Source organism: Agromyces sp. NPDC058136 (assembly GCF_042884375.1).
Lineage (GTDB): Bacteria > Actinomycetota > Actinomycetes > Actinomycetales > Microbacteriaceae > Agromyces.
In genome coordinates this window covers 25,764-41,656 of record NZ_JBHVUA010000007.1, presented here as the reverse complement: position 1 = coordinate 41,656, position 15,893 = coordinate 25,764, and the positions used below count along the sequence as shown (strand labels likewise).

The 15,893-nt window shown below is 69.4% G+C and carries 17 protein-coding genes and 1 tRNA gene; 5 read left to right on the top strand and 13 right to left on the bottom strand.

The genetic code is table 11. The features are described from left to right. Positions 1 to 120 precede the first annotated feature (120 nt). On the top strand, positions 121 to 2,109 hold the full coding sequence (locus ACFVTX_RS17100) for an amino acid transporter (protein ID WP_386902576.1): 1,989 nt from the start codon (positions 121 to 123) through the stop codon (positions 2,107 to 2,109). Positions 2,110 to 2,196: 87 nt separating this feature from the next. Here the strand turns inward: ACFVTX_RS17100 and ACFVTX_RS17095 are convergent, their stop codons facing one another. Together ACFVTX_RS17095 and ACFVTX_RS17090 are read right to left on the bottom strand one after the other, a co-directional pair. Further along, on the bottom strand, positions 2,197 to 3,078 hold the full coding sequence (locus ACFVTX_RS17095) for an aldo/keto reductase (protein WP_386902241.1): 882 nt from the start codon (positions 3,076 to 3,078) through the stop codon (positions 2,197 to 2,199). A gap of 18 nt (positions 3,079 to 3,096) precedes the next feature. After that, complete coding sequence (locus ACFVTX_RS17090; RefSeq protein ID WP_386902239.1) at positions 3,097 to 3,297, bottom strand: hypothetical protein; 201 nt, start codon at positions 3,295 to 3,297, stop codon at positions 3,097 to 3,099. Positions 3,298 to 3,398: 101 nt separating this feature from the next. On the opposite strand from ACFVTX_RS17090, the gene ACFVTX_RS17085 reads away from it, so the two are divergent. After that, on the top strand, positions 3,399 to 4,274 hold the full coding sequence (locus tag ACFVTX_RS17085) for a helix-turn-helix domain-containing protein (protein WP_386902237.1): 876 nt from the start codon (positions 3,399 to 3,401) through the stop codon (positions 4,272 to 4,274). Between the two features lie 82 nt (positions 4,275 to 4,356). Then, a complete protein-coding gene (locus tag ACFVTX_RS17080) occupies positions 4,357 to 4,701 on the top strand; it encodes a three-helix bundle dimerization domain-containing protein (protein ID WP_386902235.1) in 345 nt (114 codons plus the stop codon). Positions 4,702 to 4,802: 101 nt separating this feature from the next. Here the strand turns inward: ACFVTX_RS17080 and ACFVTX_RS17075 are convergent. The 10 genes from ACFVTX_RS17075 to rplU all read right to left on the bottom strand — a co-directional run bounded on the left by ACFVTX_RS17075 (position 4,803) and on the right by rplU (position 11,903). After that, positions 4,803 to 4,878 (bottom strand) — tRNA-Ala (locus tag ACFVTX_RS17075). A 104-nt stretch (positions 4,879 to 4,982) separates the two neighbouring features. Continuing rightward, complete coding sequence (rsfS, locus tag ACFVTX_RS17070; protein ID WP_386902233.1) at positions 4,983 to 5,345, bottom strand: ribosome silencing factor; 363 nt, start codon at positions 5,343 to 5,345, stop codon at positions 4,983 to 4,985. A gap of 64 nt (positions 5,346 to 5,409) precedes the next feature. Beyond that, on the bottom strand, positions 5,410 to 6,657 hold the full coding sequence (locus ACFVTX_RS17065) for a hypothetical protein (protein ID WP_386902231.1): 1,248 nt from the start codon (positions 6,655 to 6,657) through the stop codon (positions 5,410 to 5,412). Beyond that, entirely contained in the window at positions 6,654 to 7,253 is a 600-nt protein-coding gene (gene nadD, locus ACFVTX_RS17060) for a nicotinate-nucleotide adenylyltransferase (protein ID WP_386902229.1), read from the bottom strand. The genes ACFVTX_RS17065 and nadD overlap by 4 nt, the downstream gene beginning before the upstream one ends. A gap of 16 nt (positions 7,254 to 7,269) precedes the next feature. Beyond that, a complete protein-coding gene (locus ACFVTX_RS17055) occupies positions 7,270 to 7,488 on the bottom strand; it encodes a hypothetical protein (protein WP_386902227.1) in 219 nt (72 codons plus the stop codon). A gap of 87 nt (positions 7,489 to 7,575) precedes the next feature. Further along, positions 7,576 to 8,844, bottom strand: coding sequence for a glutamate-5-semialdehyde dehydrogenase (locus tag ACFVTX_RS17050; RefSeq protein ID WP_386902226.1), 1,269 nt, complete (start codon positions 8,842 to 8,844; stop codon positions 7,576 to 7,578). Between the two features lie 46 nt (positions 8,845 to 8,890). Next, on the bottom strand, positions 8,891 to 9,691 hold the full coding sequence (gene proB / locus ACFVTX_RS17045) for a glutamate 5-kinase (protein WP_386902224.1): 801 nt from the start codon (positions 9,689 to 9,691) through the stop codon (positions 8,891 to 8,893). Beyond that, positions 9,688 to 11,235 carry a GTPase ObgE gene (gene obgE, locus ACFVTX_RS17040; RefSeq protein ID WP_386902223.1) on the bottom strand — a complete coding sequence of 516 codons (1,548 nt, stop codon included), beginning with the start codon at positions 11,233 to 11,235 and terminating at the stop codon, positions 9,688 to 9,690. The genes proB and obgE overlap by 4 nt, the downstream gene beginning before the upstream one ends. A gap of 73 nt (positions 11,236 to 11,308) precedes the next feature. Beyond that, positions 11,309 to 11,566 carry a 50S ribosomal protein L27 gene (gene rpmA, locus ACFVTX_RS17035; RefSeq protein ID WP_386902221.1) on the bottom strand — a complete coding sequence of 86 codons (258 nt, stop codon included), beginning with the start codon at positions 11,564 to 11,566 and terminating at the stop codon, positions 11,309 to 11,311. A gap of 28 nt (positions 11,567 to 11,594) precedes the next feature. Continuing rightward, positions 11,595 to 11,903 (bottom strand): 50S ribosomal protein L21, encoded by a 309-nt coding sequence (gene rplU, locus ACFVTX_RS17030; RefSeq protein ID WP_386902219.1) that lies wholly within the window; start codon positions 11,901 to 11,903, stop codon positions 11,595 to 11,597. Positions 11,904 to 12,141: 238 nt separating this feature from the next. Between rplU and ACFVTX_RS17025 the strand changes: the two genes are divergently transcribed. Continuing rightward, positions 12,142 to 12,432 carry a DUF4031 domain-containing protein gene (locus ACFVTX_RS17025; protein WP_386902217.1) on the top strand — a complete coding sequence of 97 codons (291 nt, stop codon included), beginning with the start codon at positions 12,142 to 12,144 and terminating at the stop codon, positions 12,430 to 12,432. Here the strand turns inward: ACFVTX_RS17025 and ACFVTX_RS17020 are convergent. Then, positions 12,424 to 14,985: an Rne/Rng family ribonuclease gene (locus ACFVTX_RS17020; protein WP_386902215.1), complete on the bottom strand. Its 2,562-nt coding sequence runs from the start codon at positions 14,983 to 14,985 to the stop codon at positions 12,424 to 12,426. The genes ACFVTX_RS17025 and ACFVTX_RS17020 overlap by 9 nt on opposite strands. 271 nt (positions 14,986 to 15,256) lie before the next feature. On the opposite strand from ACFVTX_RS17020, the gene ACFVTX_RS17015 reads away from it, so the two are divergent. Then, positions 15,257 to 15,883, top strand: coding sequence for a vitamin K epoxide reductase family protein (locus tag ACFVTX_RS17015; RefSeq protein WP_386902213.1), 627 nt, complete (start codon positions 15,257 to 15,259; stop codon positions 15,881 to 15,883). Positions 15,884 to 15,893 lie beyond the last annotated feature (10 nt).

Below are 15,893 nucleotides of genomic sequence, written 5' to 3'. Positions count from 1 at the left end.
CCTGCGGAACCTCCTCGAACGCCCAGATCCTAACGGCTTCCTAACGGCAATCGGCCCGACGAGTGGCCCGCAGGCGATTACGCTCTTGCCGTGACAGACCGCGACGACCCCGAATTGACGATGTCGGAGGACAGCGACCATCAGGGATCGCCGGCCACCGTTGTCCCAGTGGCGCACTCGAAGGCACCACGGACCAGCCTCGGCCGTTGGCTGATGACCGGCCTCGTCGACGACCGCGGCGGCCACCAGGGTCCCCACGCGAAGCAGGTCGAACAGACCCATTCCTGGTGGCGAGTCATGTGCCTGACGGGCCTCGACTACTTCTCCACCCTCGGCTACCAACCGGCCATCGCAGCCCTCGCTGCCGGCCTCGTCTCGCCGTTCGCCACGATCGTGCTCGTCGCGCTCACCCTCCTCGGCGCGCTCCCCGTGTACCGCCGGGTCGCGAAGGAGAGCTTCAGAGGGTCGGGATCGATCGCGATGCTCGAGCGCCTCCTGCCCTGGTGGTCGGGCAAACTCTTCGTCCTCGTGCTCCTCGGATTCGCGGCAACCGACTTCATGATCACGATCACGCTGTCGGCCGCCGATGCGACCGCCCACGCGATCGCCAACCCGTTCGCGCCGGCGTTCTTCGATGGCGGGCAGGTCTGGCTCACGCTCGTGCTCATCGCGCTGCTCGGTCTCGTGTTCTTGAAGGGGTTCCGCGAGGCGATCCGCGTCGCGGTGCTCCTCGTCGCTGTGTTCCTCGCACTGAACCTCGTCGTCGTCGCCGTCTCGCTGTGGCACGTCTTCGAGAATCCGATCGTCTTCGACGACTGGTGGACGGCGCTGTTCACCCAGTACGGGAACCCTTGGCTGGTCGTCGGCGTCGCCTTGATCGTCTTTCCGAAGCTCGCGCTCGGCCTGTCAGGCTTCGAGACCGGAGTGGCGGTGATGCCGCAGATCCACGGCTCCACTGCCGATCCCGCGAGCCACCCGAAGGCGCGGATTCGCGGAGCGCGCCGACTGCTCACCACGGCGGCCGTCATCATGAGCACCTTCCTGATCACCTCCAGCTTCGCGACGACCCTGCTCATCCCGCAGGCCGAGTTCCAGCCCGGCGGCGAGGCGAACGGGCGTGCTCTCGCTTACCTCGCCCACGCGTACCTCGGCGAGGGATTTGGCACCGTCTACGACGTCAGCACGATTCTGATCCTCTGGTTCGCCGGCGCCTCTGCCATGGCGGGCCTCCTGAACCTCGTGCCGCGCTATCTCCCGAAGTACGGCATGGCGCCGCAGTGGGCGAGGGCGGTTCGCCCTCTCGTGATCGTGTTCACGCTCATCGCGTTCCTCATCACCATCGTCTTCGAGGCCGACGTCGACGCCCAGGGCGGCGCGTACGCGACCGGTGTACTGGTGCTCATCACCTCGGCCTCGGTCGCAGTGACCATCTCCGCCTGGCAGCGCCGACAGCGAGCACAGCTGGTCGGCTTCGGCGCGATCACGGCCGTGTTCCTCTACACGACGGTGCTCAACATCATCGAACGCCCCGACGGCCTGCGCATCGCCGCGCTCTTCATCCTCGGCATCCTGGTGATCTCGCTCATCTCTCGCATCGGGCGCTCCTTCGAGCTGCGCGCCCCGGCCGTCGCGTTCGACGCGGAGGCCATGGGATTCATCACCGAGGATGCCACGCGCGGCGAGCTCCTCGTCATCGCGCACGAACCCCATCCGGACCAGGAGGGCGAGTACGCGGCGAAGGACCGGGACGAGCGCAGGTACAGCAAGATCCCCACCGGGGCTCGCACGGTGTTCCTCGAGGTGCACCCGTCGGACTCCTCGGATTTCGAAGAGGAGCTCGAAGTCACCGGCGTCCATGTCTCGGGCTACCGCGTGCTGCGAGTACGTAGCGGCAACGTTCCGAACACCATCGCCGCGGTCCTCCTGGCAGTGCGCGACGCCACCGGCGTCGTGCCGACCGTCTACTGCGAATGGACCGAGGGCAACCCGATCTCGAACATGTTCCGATACCTCATCACGGGCGTCGGCGAGGTGGCGCCGGTGACCCGCGAGGTCCTCCGGGAGGCCGAGCCCGACCTCAAGCGTCGCCCGTCGGTGCACGTCGTCTAGTCGATCGCCGATCGCTCGGGTCGGGATGCGCCGTGCGAAGGAGGGTGCCGGTCGCGCGGCGGCCGTGTCCGACTGTCGGAGGAATGCTCAGTCCTCCGGGATGACCCGGCTGAACGTCGCGAGTGTGACTGCGGCGGGATCCGGGCCGCCTCTGACACCGGTGTCGAGTGCGTCGATGGCCGCGAGCTCTTCATGGGTGAGTTCGAAGTCGAATACGTCGAAGTTCTCCACGATGCGTTCGGGGCGCACGGACTTCGGAATGGCGGAGCGCCCCTGCTGCAGGTGCCAGCGCAGCATGACTTGTGCGGCCGTCTTCCCGTGCTGCTCGGCGATCCCGACGATGCCCGGGTCGGTGAACGTGCTGCGCGTCTGGTCGCCGCGGTAGGCGGTGATGCCGCCGATGGGCGACCATGCCTGCGTGAGGATGCCGTGTTCGGCGTTCGCGGCTTGCACCGCGGGCTGCGTGAAGTACGGGTGGACCTCGACCTGGTTGACCGCCGGGATCACCTCCGCCCGTTCGAGCAGTGCCGCGAGGTGGTCGGGCATGAAGTTGCTGACGCCGATCGCCCGCACCCGGCCGTCGCCGAGCAGCTGCTCGAGCGCTCGGTACGCGCCGACGGTGCGGTCGAAGGCGGTCGGCAGTGGCTGGTGCAGGATGAACAGGTCGATGTGCTCGATCCCGAGCTTGCGCGTGCTCTTGTCGAACGCGTGCAGGGTCTCGTCGTATCCGTAGTCGTTGATCCAGACCTTCGTCTCCACGAACAGCTCCTCGCGCGGAATCCCCGACCCCCGGATCGCATCGCCGACACCGCGCTCGTTGCCGTATGAGGCCGCGGTGTCGACGAGCCGATATCCGGCCTGCAGCGCGGTCTCGACCGCCTGCGCCGTGACCTTCGGAGGGGTCTGGAACACGCCGAAGCCGAGAGCGGGCATGACGACACCGTTGTCCAGGGTGACCGTGGGATGCATCTGGTTCTCCTTCATCGTTCAGGGCAGCCGCTCAACGGTCGGGCCGAGCCGTGCCGGCGCTTCCACCGTCGACGCTTCCTCGCGCGGACGTCGTTCGTCCCGCTCGATCTCGATTCGCATCGGAAGGGGCGCGAAGCTGCGGAACACTCGTTCCAGCACCGCCCGCACGGTTGCGCTGCGAGGATCGGCGGACGCGGACCGGTTCAGCTCGATGGTCATGCTTCGAGTGAACCCCCGCCCGAATCTCGGTACCAGTGCCGGGTGAACCCGGTACTGGCAGGTCCTCCCTCCGTGTGCGCGGCGCGCGTAGGGTCGACAGCATGGACAACCGAAGCGAGGCACGGGAGTTCCTGACCACCCGCCGCGCAAAGGTCACACCGGCGCAGGCCGGCCTGCCCGACTACTCGGGACACCGCCGCGTACCCGGGCTGCGCCGCGAGGAGGTCGCGCTGCTCGCCGGCGTCAGCGTCGACTACTACACCAGGCTCGAACGCGGGAATCTCGCCGGCGCCTCCGACGCAGTACTCAGCGCACTCGCACGTGCCCTGCAACTCGACGACGCCGAGACCGCGCACCTCATCGACCTGGCACGGTCGGCCAATCCGTCGCCGATCGCCCGTCGCAGACGAACGAGCTCCGACAGCGTCCGCCCTGGTCTGCACCGTGTCCTCGACGCGATCACGGACGCACCCGCGGTCATCACGACCGCCCGATCCGACTATCTCGCCGGCAACGCCCTCGGCCGTGCCCTCTACGCGCCGATCTTCGCGATGCCTCGCCCGAACGGAGCCCGGTTCTCCTTCCTCGACCCAGCCGCACCGGAGTTCTACCCCGAGTGGGAGCGCGTCACGCAGGAAGTCGTCGCGAACCTTCGCGCCGAGGCCGGCCGCAGTCCCACCGACCGGCGCCTCGTCGAGCTCGTCGGCGAGCTGTCCATGAGCAGCGAACGCTTTCGCACGCTCTGGGCCGCGCACGATGTCCGGCACCACCGCACCGGATCCAAACGCCTCAATCACCCCGTCGTCGGCGAGCTCGCGCTCGACTATGAAGCGATGGAGCTCAGCGCCGACCCGGGCCTGAAGCTCTCGGTGTTCACGGCCGAGGCGGGGAGCGTCTCAGCGGAAGCGCTCCGCCTGCTCGGATCTTGGGCAGCCGAGTCGTCCGACGACCGTCCGACCGGTGTACGTCGACCGTAGCTCGAACTCTGTTCACACCCGCAGCCGAGAGTGCGCGTCTGCCCATTGCGGATCGGGCCCGACTGCGCGGAGAATCTCGCGTATGAGCGAGCTCAATGCGGATGCCACGATCGATGACATCCTGAACCGTCTCACCGCCCGATTCCCGACCGTGGAACGCGAGCGTGTCGAGGTCGTGGTCGGCGAGGAGCAGGCCCGCCTGGCCGATGCCCGCGTCCGCGACTTCATTCCTGTGCTCGTCGAGCATGAATCCCTGAAACGGCTTCGGAAGGAAGCGACGGCGACGCTGCCGCCTGTCGACGAGGTCGCGGCGCGAGCCGCTGCCGGCCCCGGAGGCCAACAGCCCGAACTCGATCCACTCGAGGTCGAGCGACGCAACGCACCCCCGAGCCTCCTGCTCGGCGACCTTGGTGGCGGCCCCGGCTGAAACAGCTCTCGATGAATCACAGCGTTCGAGAATCGTTCTCGGACAGCTGGGGGTTCCCGGAGACGACAAACCCCCGGACTTCCGTGGAAATCCGGGGGTATTGGTGGATCTGAGGGGACTCGAACCCCTGACCCCCTGCATGCCATGCAGGTGCGCTACCAGCTGCGCCACAGACCCTTACTCGTTGGTTTCTCGCTCTCGCGCCCCAACGATTCGAGCTTACACCAGCCTTCTGCCCGAAACGAAATCGAGCGACCCTCAGCCGGCGCACGCCTCCCTGATCAGGGATTTGCCGTCAGGAGCGGCTCGACCGGGAGGGCCGGGCAGTCGTTCCACAGGCGTTCGAGACCGTAGTACATGCGCTCCTCCTGGTGGAAGACGTGCACGACGAGGTCGCCGAAGTCGAGCAGCACCCAACGACCGGCATCGTGACCCTCACGCCGACCGGCGCGACCGAGCACCTCTTCGATGCCGTCGGCGATGGCCACGACGTTGCGCTCGGAGTTGCCGGTGACGAGGAGGAAGACATCCGCGAACGGGAGCGGCCGCGAGACATCCAGCGCGACCAGATCTTCGCCGCCCTTCGCGTCGGCAGCGCGAACCGCGCGTGCGAGGGAGTCGAGAGCCTGGGTGGATGCGGTCATGCGCTCATTTCCGGTGTTGGAGAGTTTCGAGGAATGCGAGATGCGGTGGTGGCGGGAGCCTGTGTCAGAAGAGACCGGTCATCGCACCGATGACGAGCGTGCCGACGACGCCGAGCGCGAGGACACCTGCGGTGACGGCCAGAACGAGGGGCACATTCATGCCCTCCTTCTTCGGCGGCGCGATCATCGTGCGCGAGGCGCCCTGCGTGCTGATGGCACGGGTCGCCGCAACCGGGGCGACGCCGGTGCCGACGTCCTCGACCTGGTGCTCGAAGAGACGGTCGACCTCTGACGAATCGACGTGGCTCGGGTGCACGCCCGTCGCACCGTAGCTGCGGGGCAGGTCGATCGAACCGGTCGCGAGCACCTCACCCGGCTGCGCGAGTTGGTTGGCGAACGACCCCTGGTCGGGAAGTGACGGGAGGATGAGTGCGTTCGTCGTCGTCGGCACGCCGTGACTCACTCCGCCGCGCGAGAGCATCTGGTCGAACGGCTCGGCCCGGTCTTCGACGTCGGGCACGTTGAGCTGCGATGTCCAGTGACCCGGGGTGCCGGCGCTCACGCCCGGCAGGTTGAGCGAACCCGAGTCGGTCACACCGGCGGCAGCGAACGGAGCGGTCGGCTGCACCGGCGCGGGGCCGGGGCGCTGCGGCATCTGCTGGTGCGGCTGCGCAGCGGGAGCCGAGACGCCGCCGAACGTCGGCGAAGGAGCCGCGGTCGGGGCGGGTGCGGGCAGAGGCGACGAGTCGAGCTCATCGAGTTCGTCATCGAAGTCGTCGAGCTGAACGCCGTCGAGCATCGCTCGGAGTTCGCGGCGCGTCAGTGTGCGCTCGGGAGCGGATCCGGCGGAGGCTTGGGGACCGGCAGCGGCCTGCGGGGCGGCCGGCTGCGGGGCAGCGGGCACCGGCGCGGGCGGCGCGGCCGGGCGAGCGCCGAACGGCGGCTGCGGTTGAACCGGGACCGCGGGCGCAGGCGGCGCGAAACCGCCGGAGGGCTGCTGCGGCGCGAAGCTCGGAGCAGGCGCAGGAGCCGGGGCTGCCGCGACCGGCGGAGCCGCCGACACCGGTGCCGAGAACTGCCCGGGATGCACCGGCATCCGCTGCGGCGCGGACTGCGGAACCGCGACCGGCTGCGAGTACTGCGGCTGCGGCTGCGGTGCAACCGGAGCGGGAGCGGGAGCAACCGGGGCGGCGGGCGCGGCGTAGGCCGGAGCACCCGCGTCAGGGGTCGCCGTACCGGCCTGCTGTTCGCGCAGGCGCTCGAGCTCTCGCAATTCGCGGCGCGTGAGCTGCGGTTCGTTCGACGACGTCATTCGACACTCCGGTAGAGATGGTGCTTGGAGATGTACTGGACGACCCCATCGGGCACCAAGTACCACACCGGGAAACCCCGGCGCACCCTGCTCCGACAATCGGTCGACGAGATCGCAAGTGCCGGAACTTCAAGCAAGCTTACGTCTTGCTCCGGCAATCCAGTAACGCTCAGCACATGTCCCGGACGACTCACAGCAACGAAGTGCGCGAGCTCCCAGAGTTCGTCGACGTCCTTCCAGGAGAGGATCTGCGCGATCGCATCGGCGCCCGTGATGAAGAACAGGTCGGCATCGGGGCGATCGCGCCGGATGTCGCGCAGCGTGTCGATCGTGAAGGTCGCCTTCGGGCGGTCGATGTCGACGCGGCTGACCGTGAACCGAGGGTTCGAAGCGGTCGCGATCACCGTCATCAGGTACCTGTGCTCGGCGGGCGTGACGACCGTCTTGTAGCTCGGTTGACCGGTCGGTACGAACACGACCTCATCGAGGTCGTGCGACTGCGCGACCTCGCTCGCGGCCACGAGGTGGCCGTGATGGATGGGATCGAACGTGCCGCCCATGACCCCGATCCGGGGCCTGCGGCCCGAGCCGGTCACGGTGCGACCGTTCGCCTCAGTGGCCGTGCCCGTCTCCGGAGTGGCGGGCGGCGTAGGCCTCGGCCTTCGCGCGGTGGCGGTTGGCGACGTCGCGGTACGACGCGGTCACGATGCCGAGCGCGGCGAAGATGATGAGCGCGATGAGCCCGTACACCCAGGCCTCCATCGGCAGCTCCCGTGCGTGCACCGTCTCGGTGAGCACCGTGCCGGTCAACGCTTCGGTGGTGAGGCTCATTCGGCCGTTCCTTTCGATCCTGCGGGGAGCGCTCGTACTGCTCGGAGCGCTCCCGCCAGTCTAGCGAGTTGCAGAGGGACGGTGCGCTCAGGCGCGCACGTGACCCGCCCCCCGCACGATCCACTTCGTGCTCGTGAGCTGCGGCAGGCCCATCGGGCCGCGGGCGTGCAGCTTCTGCGTGGAGATGCCGACCTCTGCGCCGAAGCCGAACTCGGAGCCGTCGGTGAACCGGGTCGAGGCGTTCACCATCACGGCGGCGGCGTCGACCTCGTTGAGGAACCGTTCGGCGTTGCCGAGGTCGTTCGTCACGATCGCCTCGGTGTGCTTCGTCGAGTAGCGGCGGATGTGCTCGAGCGCCTCGTCGAGCGAGTCGACGACACCGACCGAGAGGTCGAGGCTCATGTGCTCGGTCGCCCAGTCCTCCTCGGTGACGGGCAGCGCCTCGGGGCGCAGTGCGCGCACGCGTTCGTCGGCGTGCACGGTCACGCCGGATGCCTCGAGCCGGTCGAGCACGGCAGGAAGCAGCCGCTCGGCGGCGGCGCGGTGCACGAGCAGCGTCTCGAGCGCGTTGCAGACGCTCGGGCGCTGCACCTTCGCGTTGTGGACGAGCTCGACCGCCCACTCCTCGGGCGCGCTCTCGTCGAGGAACATGTGCACGACTCCGGCGCCGGTCTCGATGACGGGCACCCGCGCCTCGTCGACGACGGCGCGGATGAGCCCGGCGCTCCCCCGCGGAATGAGCACGTCGACGAAGTCGCGCGCCTGCATGAGGTGACGGGCACCTGCACGCCCGAAGTCGTCGACGGTCTGCACGGCGTCGCCGGGGAGGCCGGCCGCCTCGAGCGCATCGCGCAGCACCTCGACGAGCACCCGGTTGGTCTGTTCGGCGGCGCTGCCGCCGCGGAGCACGACCGCGTTGCCGCTCTTCAGCGCGAGCACGGCGATGTCGATCGTGACATTCGGCCGCGCCTCGTAGATGGCGCCGACGACGCCGAGCGGCACGCGCACCTGATCGATGCGCACCCCGCTCGGCAGCGAGCGGCCGCTGACGGTCTCGCCGATCGGGTCGGTGAGGCCGATGACCTCGAGCACGGCGTCGGCGAGCGACTCGACGCGGCGGACGTCGAGCGTCAACCGATCGAGGAGCCCCGCCGAGAGGCCGTTCGCCCGCCCGGCTTCGAGGTCGAGCGCGTTCGCCGCGACGACCGCCTCGGCCCGCGCCCGCAGGAGCGTCGAGACCTGCTCGAGCGCGGCGTCCTTCTCAGCGGTGGACGCCCGCGCGAGGCGGTGCGAGGCCGTCTTCGCTGCGGCGAAGCGCTCGTCGAGCACGGCGAGATCGAGGTCGGGATGCTCCATGGCACCAGCCTAGGCGAGCACGGACGAGCCGCACGCCGTGTGACGGTCAGGCGACGGCTGCGCCGTCGGGTGCCGCGTCGAACCAGGTGCCGATCTCGGCGCCCTCGAGCGCGTCGGCGACGAGGGGCGTCGCCGTGATGAGCACGCCTGCGCCTGCCTCGGCGGCGATGCGGGCGGCCGAGACCTTCGTCTCCGCTCCCCCGGTACCGACTCCCGCCCGCCCGACGGAGCCGATCTCGACCCCGGCGAGCTCGTCGCCGAACGGCACGTGGGCGATGCGCTCGGCGCCCTCGAGGTGCGGCGGCTTCGTGTAGAGCGCGTCGACATCGGAGAGGAGCACGAGGAGGTCGGCGCCGATGAGCTCGGCCACGAGCGCCGCGAGCCGGTCGTTGTCGCCGAAGCGGATCTCGTGGGTCGCGACGGTGTCGTTCTCGTTCACGATCGGAAGGATGCGCAGCGCGAGCAGGCGGTCCATCGCGCGCTGCGCGTTGAGCCGGGGGGTCTCGTTCTCGAGGTCGCTCGCGGTGAGCAGCACCTGACCGGCGATGATGTCGAACCGGTCGAGCGCGTCCTGATAGCGGACGACGAGGAGGTTCTGCCCGACCGAGGCGGCCGCCTGCTGCGTCGCCAGATCGGTGGGGCGCGAGTCGAGTCGCAGGTACGGCATGCCGGTGGCGATCGCGCCGGATGACACGAGCACCACCTCGGTGCCACGCGCGTGCGCGGCGGCCAGCGCGTCGACGAGCGGCGCGATCTGGCCGGCGTTCTCACCGCTGATCGATGAGGAGCCGACCTTCACGACGATCCGCCGCGCCGTCGCGATGCCGGCGCGGGAGCGAACGGTCACTGTTCGCCCTCGGCGTCGGAGCCCGCCTCCGAGTCGGTCTCGGGGGCGTCGTCGCTCCACATGCCGGCCTCGCGCTCGCGCTCGAGTTCGGCACGTGCTTCGGCCTTCGCGTCCATGCGCTCGTGGTAGTCGCTCTTGCGCTCGGCACGGGTCGCACGGCGGTTGTCGTCGAGACGAGCGTCGGTGCCGCGGGGGGCGGTGATGAGTTCGGCGGTCGACGTGAGCGTCGGCTCCCAGTCGAAGACGACGCCCTGGCCCTTGCCGATGACCACGGTCGAACCGGCGACGGCGCCGGCGCGCACGAGCTCGTCCTCGACGCCGAGCTTCGCGAGCCGGTCGGCGAGGAAGCCGACAGCCTCGTCGTTCGTGAAGTCGGTCTGCTGCACCCAGCGCTCGGGCTTCTTGCCGAGCACACGGTAGATGGTGCCGTAGCTGCCGCCCTCGGGGCGCACGACGAACTCGACCTCGTTGATCGCCTTCGGGCGGATGACGATGCGCTCGGGCTCGGGGGCGGCGGCCGCCTCGGTACGCGCCTGGTCGACGAGCTCGCCGAGCGCGAACCCGAGCTGGCGCAGACCCTCGTGGCTCACCGTCGAGATCTCGAACACGCGGTAGCCGCGCGCTTCGAGGTCGGGTCGCACGAAGTCCGCGAGCTCGCGGGCCTCGGGCACGTCGACCTTGTTGAGGGCGATGAGCTGCGGCCGGTCGAGCAGCGGGATCTGCCCTTCGGGCACCGGGTAGGCGGCGAGTTCGCCGAGGATGACGTCGAGGTCGCTGATCGGGTCGCGGCCCGGTTCGAGGGTGGCGCAGTCGAGCACGTGCAGCAGCGCCGAGCAGCGCTCGACGTGGCGCAGGAACTCGAGGCCGAGGCCCTTGCCCTCGCTCGCGCCCTCGATGAGGCCGGGCACGTCGGCGACGGTGTAGCGGTGGTCGCCAGCCTGCACGACGCCGAGGTTCGGGTGGAGGGTGGTGAAGGGGTAGTCGGCGATCTTCGGACGCGCAGCGGAGAGCGCGGCGATGAGGCTCGACTTGCCGGCGCTCGGGTACCCGACGAGCGCGACGTCGGCGATGCTCTTCAGCTCGAGGGTGATCTCGAGTTCGTCGCCGAGGGTGCCGAGCAGCGCGAAGCCGGGCGCCTTGCGCTTGGTCGTCGCGAGCGAGGCGTTGCCGAGGCCGCCGAGGCCGCCCGATGCCGCGACGAAACGCAGACCGGGCTCCGAGAGGTCGGCGAGTTCGTTGCCGTCCTCGTCCTTCACGACGGTGCCCACCGGCACCGGCAGTTCGAGCGTCTCACCGAGCGCACCCGAGCGGTTGTCGCCCTGGCCGGGCTGTCCGTTCGCGGAGGAGCGGTGCGGCCGGCCGTGGTACGCCAGAAGGGTCGTGACCTGCGGGTCGGCGACGAGCACGATGTCGCCGCCGTGTCCGCCGTTGCCGCCGTCGGGGCCTGCGAGGGGCTTGAACTTCTCGCGCCGCACCGACACGCAGCCGTTGCCACCGTGCCCGGCGCGCAGGAACAGCGTCACCTCGTCGACGAAGCTGACCATTCCGTACCCCTATCTCAGTGATGAAACACGTGAGGGCGAGCCGAAGCCCGCCCTCACGATGACCGTCGGTCGACTATTCGCCGACCGCCACGATGTTGACGACCTTGCGGCCGCCCTTCTGGCCGAACTGCACCGCACCGGCCTCGAGCGCGAAGAGGGTGTCGTCGCCACCGCGACCGACGCCCGCACCCGGGTGGAAGTGGGTGCCGCGCTGGCGGACGAGGATCTCGCCGGCGCTGACGACCTGGCCGCCGAAGCGCTTCACGCCGAGGCGCTGCGCGTTCGAGTCACGACCGTTGCGAGTGGAGCTCGCTCCCTTTTTGTGTGCCATGTCTGATTCTCCTTCGAGGCGCCGCGGGCTACTTGATGCCGGTGATCTTGACGCGCGTGAGCTCCTGACGGTGGCCCTGGCGCTTCTTGTAGCCGGTCTTGTTCTTGTACTTCTGGATCACGATCTTGGGGCCGCGGAGGTCGTTGAGAACCTCGGCCGTGACCGTGACCTTTGCGAGCGACTTGGCGTCGGAGGTGATCTTCTCACCGTCGACGAGGAGGACGGGGATGAGCTGGACGTTGCCGTCCTTGTCAGCCGCGATCCGGTCCATCGTCACGATGGTGCCGACTTCGACCTTCTCCTGCCGACCGCCGGCGCGCACTACTGCGTAAACCACTACTCGTACCTATCTCTGGGGAACCTCTCGGTTCCGTCTGTCTGATGGGATTGTCACTGTGCGGTCGCCCCAGCGGGAAGAAGGGTGGTGACTGCCAGAAAACGATGTGCAGACGAACTGCAAGCGGCGCCAGCTGGGATAAGCAGCGGCACCAACGGACGAGTTTACCGGATGACGCGGGGCCGGTCAAACGAGCCGACCCGGCGCGTCGCGGTGCTCCCCCGCGTACCATCGCGGTATGACCGTGCTCATCGACACACCGCTGTGGCCGAAGCACGGCACCGTCTGGGCGCACCTCGTGAGCGACAGCTCGCTCGACGAGCTGCACGACTTCGCCCGCCGCGCAGATCTGCCGCCTCGGGCGTTCGACCTCGACCACTACGACGTTCCCGTCGAGAGGTACGACGATCTCGTCGCCGCGGGCGCGGTCCCGGTCGAGCCGCGCGAGCTGATCGCGCGGCTCGCGCAGAGCGGCCTGCGGGTCACGCCGCGAGAGCGGCGCGCCCGCAGGCAGCACGGGTCACTCTGAGCGGTCGGATGCCTCGGCGCCGGCGTTGTCGTCGGCCCGGGTGATGACGGGCGGGGCTCCGCCGGTGCTGAGCGCCGCGGTCGAGACCCGACGGCTGCGGGAGCGGCCCTCGCCGGCCTTCTTCGGTGCGGGCAGCGCGTCGAGCACCGAGTCGAGGAGCACCTCGGCTTCGGCGGCCTGGACGGGGCGCTTGCGCTCGGCGGCGGGCGCGGGCAGCTCGATGAGCGGCGCCGCCTCGCCGACGGGCTCGCGCGTCGCGGGCTGCTCGGCCGGGGCCTTCGGCGCCGAGTCCGCGGCCTCGTCGCGGCGCTCGCGCGGCGCCGTCGCTTCGGGCGTGCCCTGCTCCTGCGAGACGCGGCGGTGGCGTCCGCGGCGGCGGCCGCTCGTGGGAGCCTCGGCCGGCGCAGTCGGTGCGGCCTGCTCGGCGGCAGGTGCGGCGTCGCCCTTCGGCTCGGTGTGCGGGATCGTCGACGCGGCGATCTGCGCGAGCGCGTTCTTCACGTCATCGGTGATGGCGTGGGTGCCGGTGTGCGGTGCACTCGCGGCTGCCGGCTGCGGTGCGGACTGCTGCTGCTGGCCGCCGCCGTTGCCGCCGCGGTTGCGGCGACGCTCGGGCTGCTGCGGCGCGCGGTGCTTCAGCACGGGCTCGTGGTGCACGATGATGCCGCGACCGGCGCACACCTCGCAGGGCTCGCTGAACGACTCGAGGAGGCCGAGGCCGAGCTTCTTGCGGGTCATCTGCACGAGGCCGAGCGAGGTGACCTCGGCGACCTGGTGCTTGGTCCGGTCGCGCGAGAGGCACTCGACGAGTCGACGCAGCACGAGGTCGCGGTTCGACTCGAGCACCATGTCGATGAAGTCGACGACGATGATGCCGCCGATGTCGCGGAGACGCAGCTGGCGGACGATCTCTTCGGCCGCCTCGAGGTTGTTCTTCGTGACGGTCTCTTCGAGGTTGCCGCCCGAGCCGACGAACTTGCCGGTGTTGACGTCGACGACCGTCATGGCCTCGGTGCGGTCGATGACGAGCGAGCCACCGGAGGGCAGCCAGACCTTGCGGTCGAGCGCCTTCTCGATCTGCTCGGTGATGCGGAACTCGTCGAAGGAGTCGCGCTCACCCGCATACGCCTCGACGCGCTCGAGCAGGTCGGGGGCGACGGCGCGGAGGTAGCGCTCGATGGTGCCGCGCGCCTCGTCGCCCTCGATGATCATCTTCTGGAAGTCCTCGTTGAAGACATCGCGGACGATCTTGATGAGCAGGTCGGGCTCGGAGTGCAGGAGCGCGGGCGCCTGGACCTTCTCGAGCGTCTTCGAGATGTCGGCCCACTGCGCGATGAGGCGGTTCACGTCGAGCGTCAGCTGCTCTTCGGTCGCGCCCTCGGCGGCGGTGCGCACGATGACGCCCTGGTTCTCGGGCAGCACCTCTTTGAGGATCTTCTTGAGGCGGGCGCGCTCGGTGTCGGGGAGCTTGCGGCTGATGCCGTTCATCGAGCCGTTCGGCACGTACACGAGGTAGCGGCCGGGCAGCGAGATCTGGCTCGTGAGGCGCGCGCCCTTGTGCCCGACCGGGTCCTTCGTGACCTGGACGAGCACGCGGTCGCCGGGCTTCAACGCGAGTTCGATGCGGCGCGGCTGGTTCTTCTCGCCGTTCTCTGCGGCGGCGTCCCAGTCGACCTCGCCCGAGTAGAGCACGGCATTGCGGCCACGGCCGATGTCGACGAACGCGGCCTCCATCGACGGGAGCACGTTCTGCACACGGCCGAGGTAGACGTTGCCGATGAGCGAGGCGTCCTGGTTGCGAGCGACGTAGTGCTCGACGAGCACACCGTCCTCCAGGACGCCGATCTGGATCCGGCCGCCCTTCTCGCGCACGATCATCGAACGGTCGACCGACTCGCGCCGGGCGAGGAACTCGGCCTCGGTGATCACCGCACGGCGGCGACCGGCGTCGCGGCCGTCGCGGCGGCGCTGCTTCTTCGCCTCGAGGCGCGTCGAGCCCTTGACCTTCTGCGGCTCGGTGATGAGCTCGACCTCGCGGGGCTTGCGCACCTTGACGACGTTGTTCGCCGGCTCGTCGCCGGTCGTGCGGCCCTCTTCGCCCGAGCGGCGACGGGTGCGGCGACGCACGCTCGAGGTCGTCTCGTCGGCGCCGCGTTCTTCGCGCTCCTCGCGCTCGGGAACCACGAACACCGGCGGCGCGTGGAAGATGAGCGACGTCGTCGTGAGCGTCGAGGGGATCGGCGAGACCGGCACTTCCGCCTCCTCGGCGGCGTCGGTCGACTCGGTCTCGGCCACGTCGGTCGGCGCCGCGCCGTCGACGACGACGGATGCCTCGGCGGCGTTCGCCTGCTCCGCCGGCGCCTCGACGGGCTCGGTCGCTCGGGCGGACTCGGCCTCCGTCGCGGGCGTCGCCGCCTCATCGACCGGCGTCACCGCATCGGCCGCAGGCTGCGCAGCCTTGCCGCGACCCCGACGGGAGCCGAACAGGCCTCCGCGCCGCTTCGCGCCCCTCGGATCGGGTTCGTTCGTGTTCTTCTCGTTGCCTTCCACCATCTCTGGTGCACTCCTACACCGGATCCGACGGCCGCGCCGTCGTTCCGTTACTCATCTGGAGCGGCTCCGCCGTGTGCGGAACCGCCGAACCTTCACCACTGCGATCGGCGGGTGCCTGGATCGCCACGTCTTGCGGGTTTCTCCCGCCCACTCGGATGCGGGGCATCCTCAAAGCCTTCGTCTGCGCCGCATCGGGCGCGGCCCGTGCGACTCCCTCGATTATCGCACGGTCTCGCAGCGAGGTGTCGAACCGACGTGCCATAATCCGAGCATGCCCGACTCCCCTCGCGGATCCCGACCCATCGGTTCGGCGATCTTCTTGATCATCGCGGGGGCGCTCGGCCTCCTCGCAGCCTTCGAACTCTCCCTCGAAAAGGTCCTCACGCTGATGGACCCGACGCACGTGCCGAACTGCAATGTCGGGGTCCTCGTCGGGTGCAGCACGAACCTCGCGTCGTGGCAGGGATCGGTGTTCGGGTTCCCGAATCCCTTCATCGGGCTCATGGCGTGGCCCGTCGTCATCACGATCGCCGTCGCGATCCTCGCCGGCGCGACCTTCTCGCGCTGGTTCTGGATCGGGCTCAACATCGGCGTCGCCGGCGCGCTCGTCTTCGTCGGCTGGCTCATCTACCAGAGCATCTACGTGCTCGACGTGCTGTGCCCCTGGTGCATGCTCACCTGGGCCGTCACGATCCCCACGTTCTGGGTGGTCACCCTGCTGAACCTGCGCGAGGGGCGTATTCCGGCTTCGGCACGTGTCCGCAGCCTCGCCGGCAAGTGGTTCGCGTGGATCCCGCTCATCACGATCGTCTGCTACGCCATCGTCATCCTGCTCGCGCAGATCCAGATGAACGCGATCCCTCGCGTCATGATCGACGTGCAGAACCTCTTCGGCTGAGACCCGAGCA

Coding starts and splice junctions, on each gene's coding strand:
- ACFVTX_RS17100 (WP_386902576.1), top strand. CDS start 121: ATGTCGGAGGACAGCGACCATCAGGGATCGCCGGCCACCGTTGTCCCA.
- ACFVTX_RS17095 (WP_386902241.1), bottom strand. CDS start 3,078: ATGCATCCCACGGTCACCCTGGACAACGGTGTCGTCATGCCCGCTCTC.
- ACFVTX_RS17090 (WP_386902239.1), bottom strand. CDS start 3,297: ATGACCATCGAGCTGAACCGGTCCGCGTCCGCCGATCCTCGCAGCGCA.
- ACFVTX_RS17085 (WP_386902237.1), top strand. CDS start 3,399: ATGGACAACCGAAGCGAGGCACGGGAGTTCCTGACCACCCGCCGCGCA.
- ACFVTX_RS17080 (WP_386902235.1), top strand. CDS start 4,357: ATGAGCGAGCTCAATGCGGATGCCACGATCGATGACATCCTGAACCGT.
- rsfS (WP_386902233.1), bottom strand. CDS start 5,345: ATGACCGCATCCACCCAGGCTCTCGACTCCCTCGCACGCGCGGTTCGC.
- ACFVTX_RS17065 (WP_386902231.1), bottom strand. CDS start 6,657: ATGACGTCGTCGAACGAACCGCAGCTCACGCGCCGCGAATTGCGAGAG.
- ACFVTX_RS17055 (WP_386902227.1), bottom strand. CDS start 7,488: ATGAGCCTCACCACCGAAGCGTTGACCGGCACGGTGCTCACCGAGACG.
- ACFVTX_RS17050 (WP_386902226.1), bottom strand. CDS start 8,844: ATGGAGCATCCCGACCTCGATCTCGCCGTGCTCGACGAGCGCTTCGCC.
- obgE (WP_386902223.1), bottom strand. CDS start 11,235: ATGGTCAGCTTCGTCGACGAGGTGACGCTGTTCCTGCGCGCCGGGCAC.
- rpmA (WP_386902221.1), bottom strand. CDS start 11,566: ATGGCACACAAAAAGGGAGCGAGCTCCACTCGCAACGGTCGTGACTCG.
- ACFVTX_RS17025 (WP_386902217.1), top strand. CDS start 12,142: ATGACCGTGCTCATCGACACACCGCTGTGGCCGAAGCACGGCACCGTC.
- ACFVTX_RS17020 (WP_386902215.1), bottom strand. CDS start 14,985: ATGGTGGAAGGCAACGAGAAGAACACGAACGAACCCGATCCGAGGGGC.
- ACFVTX_RS17015 (WP_386902213.1), top strand. CDS start 15,257: ATGCCCGACTCCCCTCGCGGATCCCGACCCATCGGTTCGGCGATCTTC.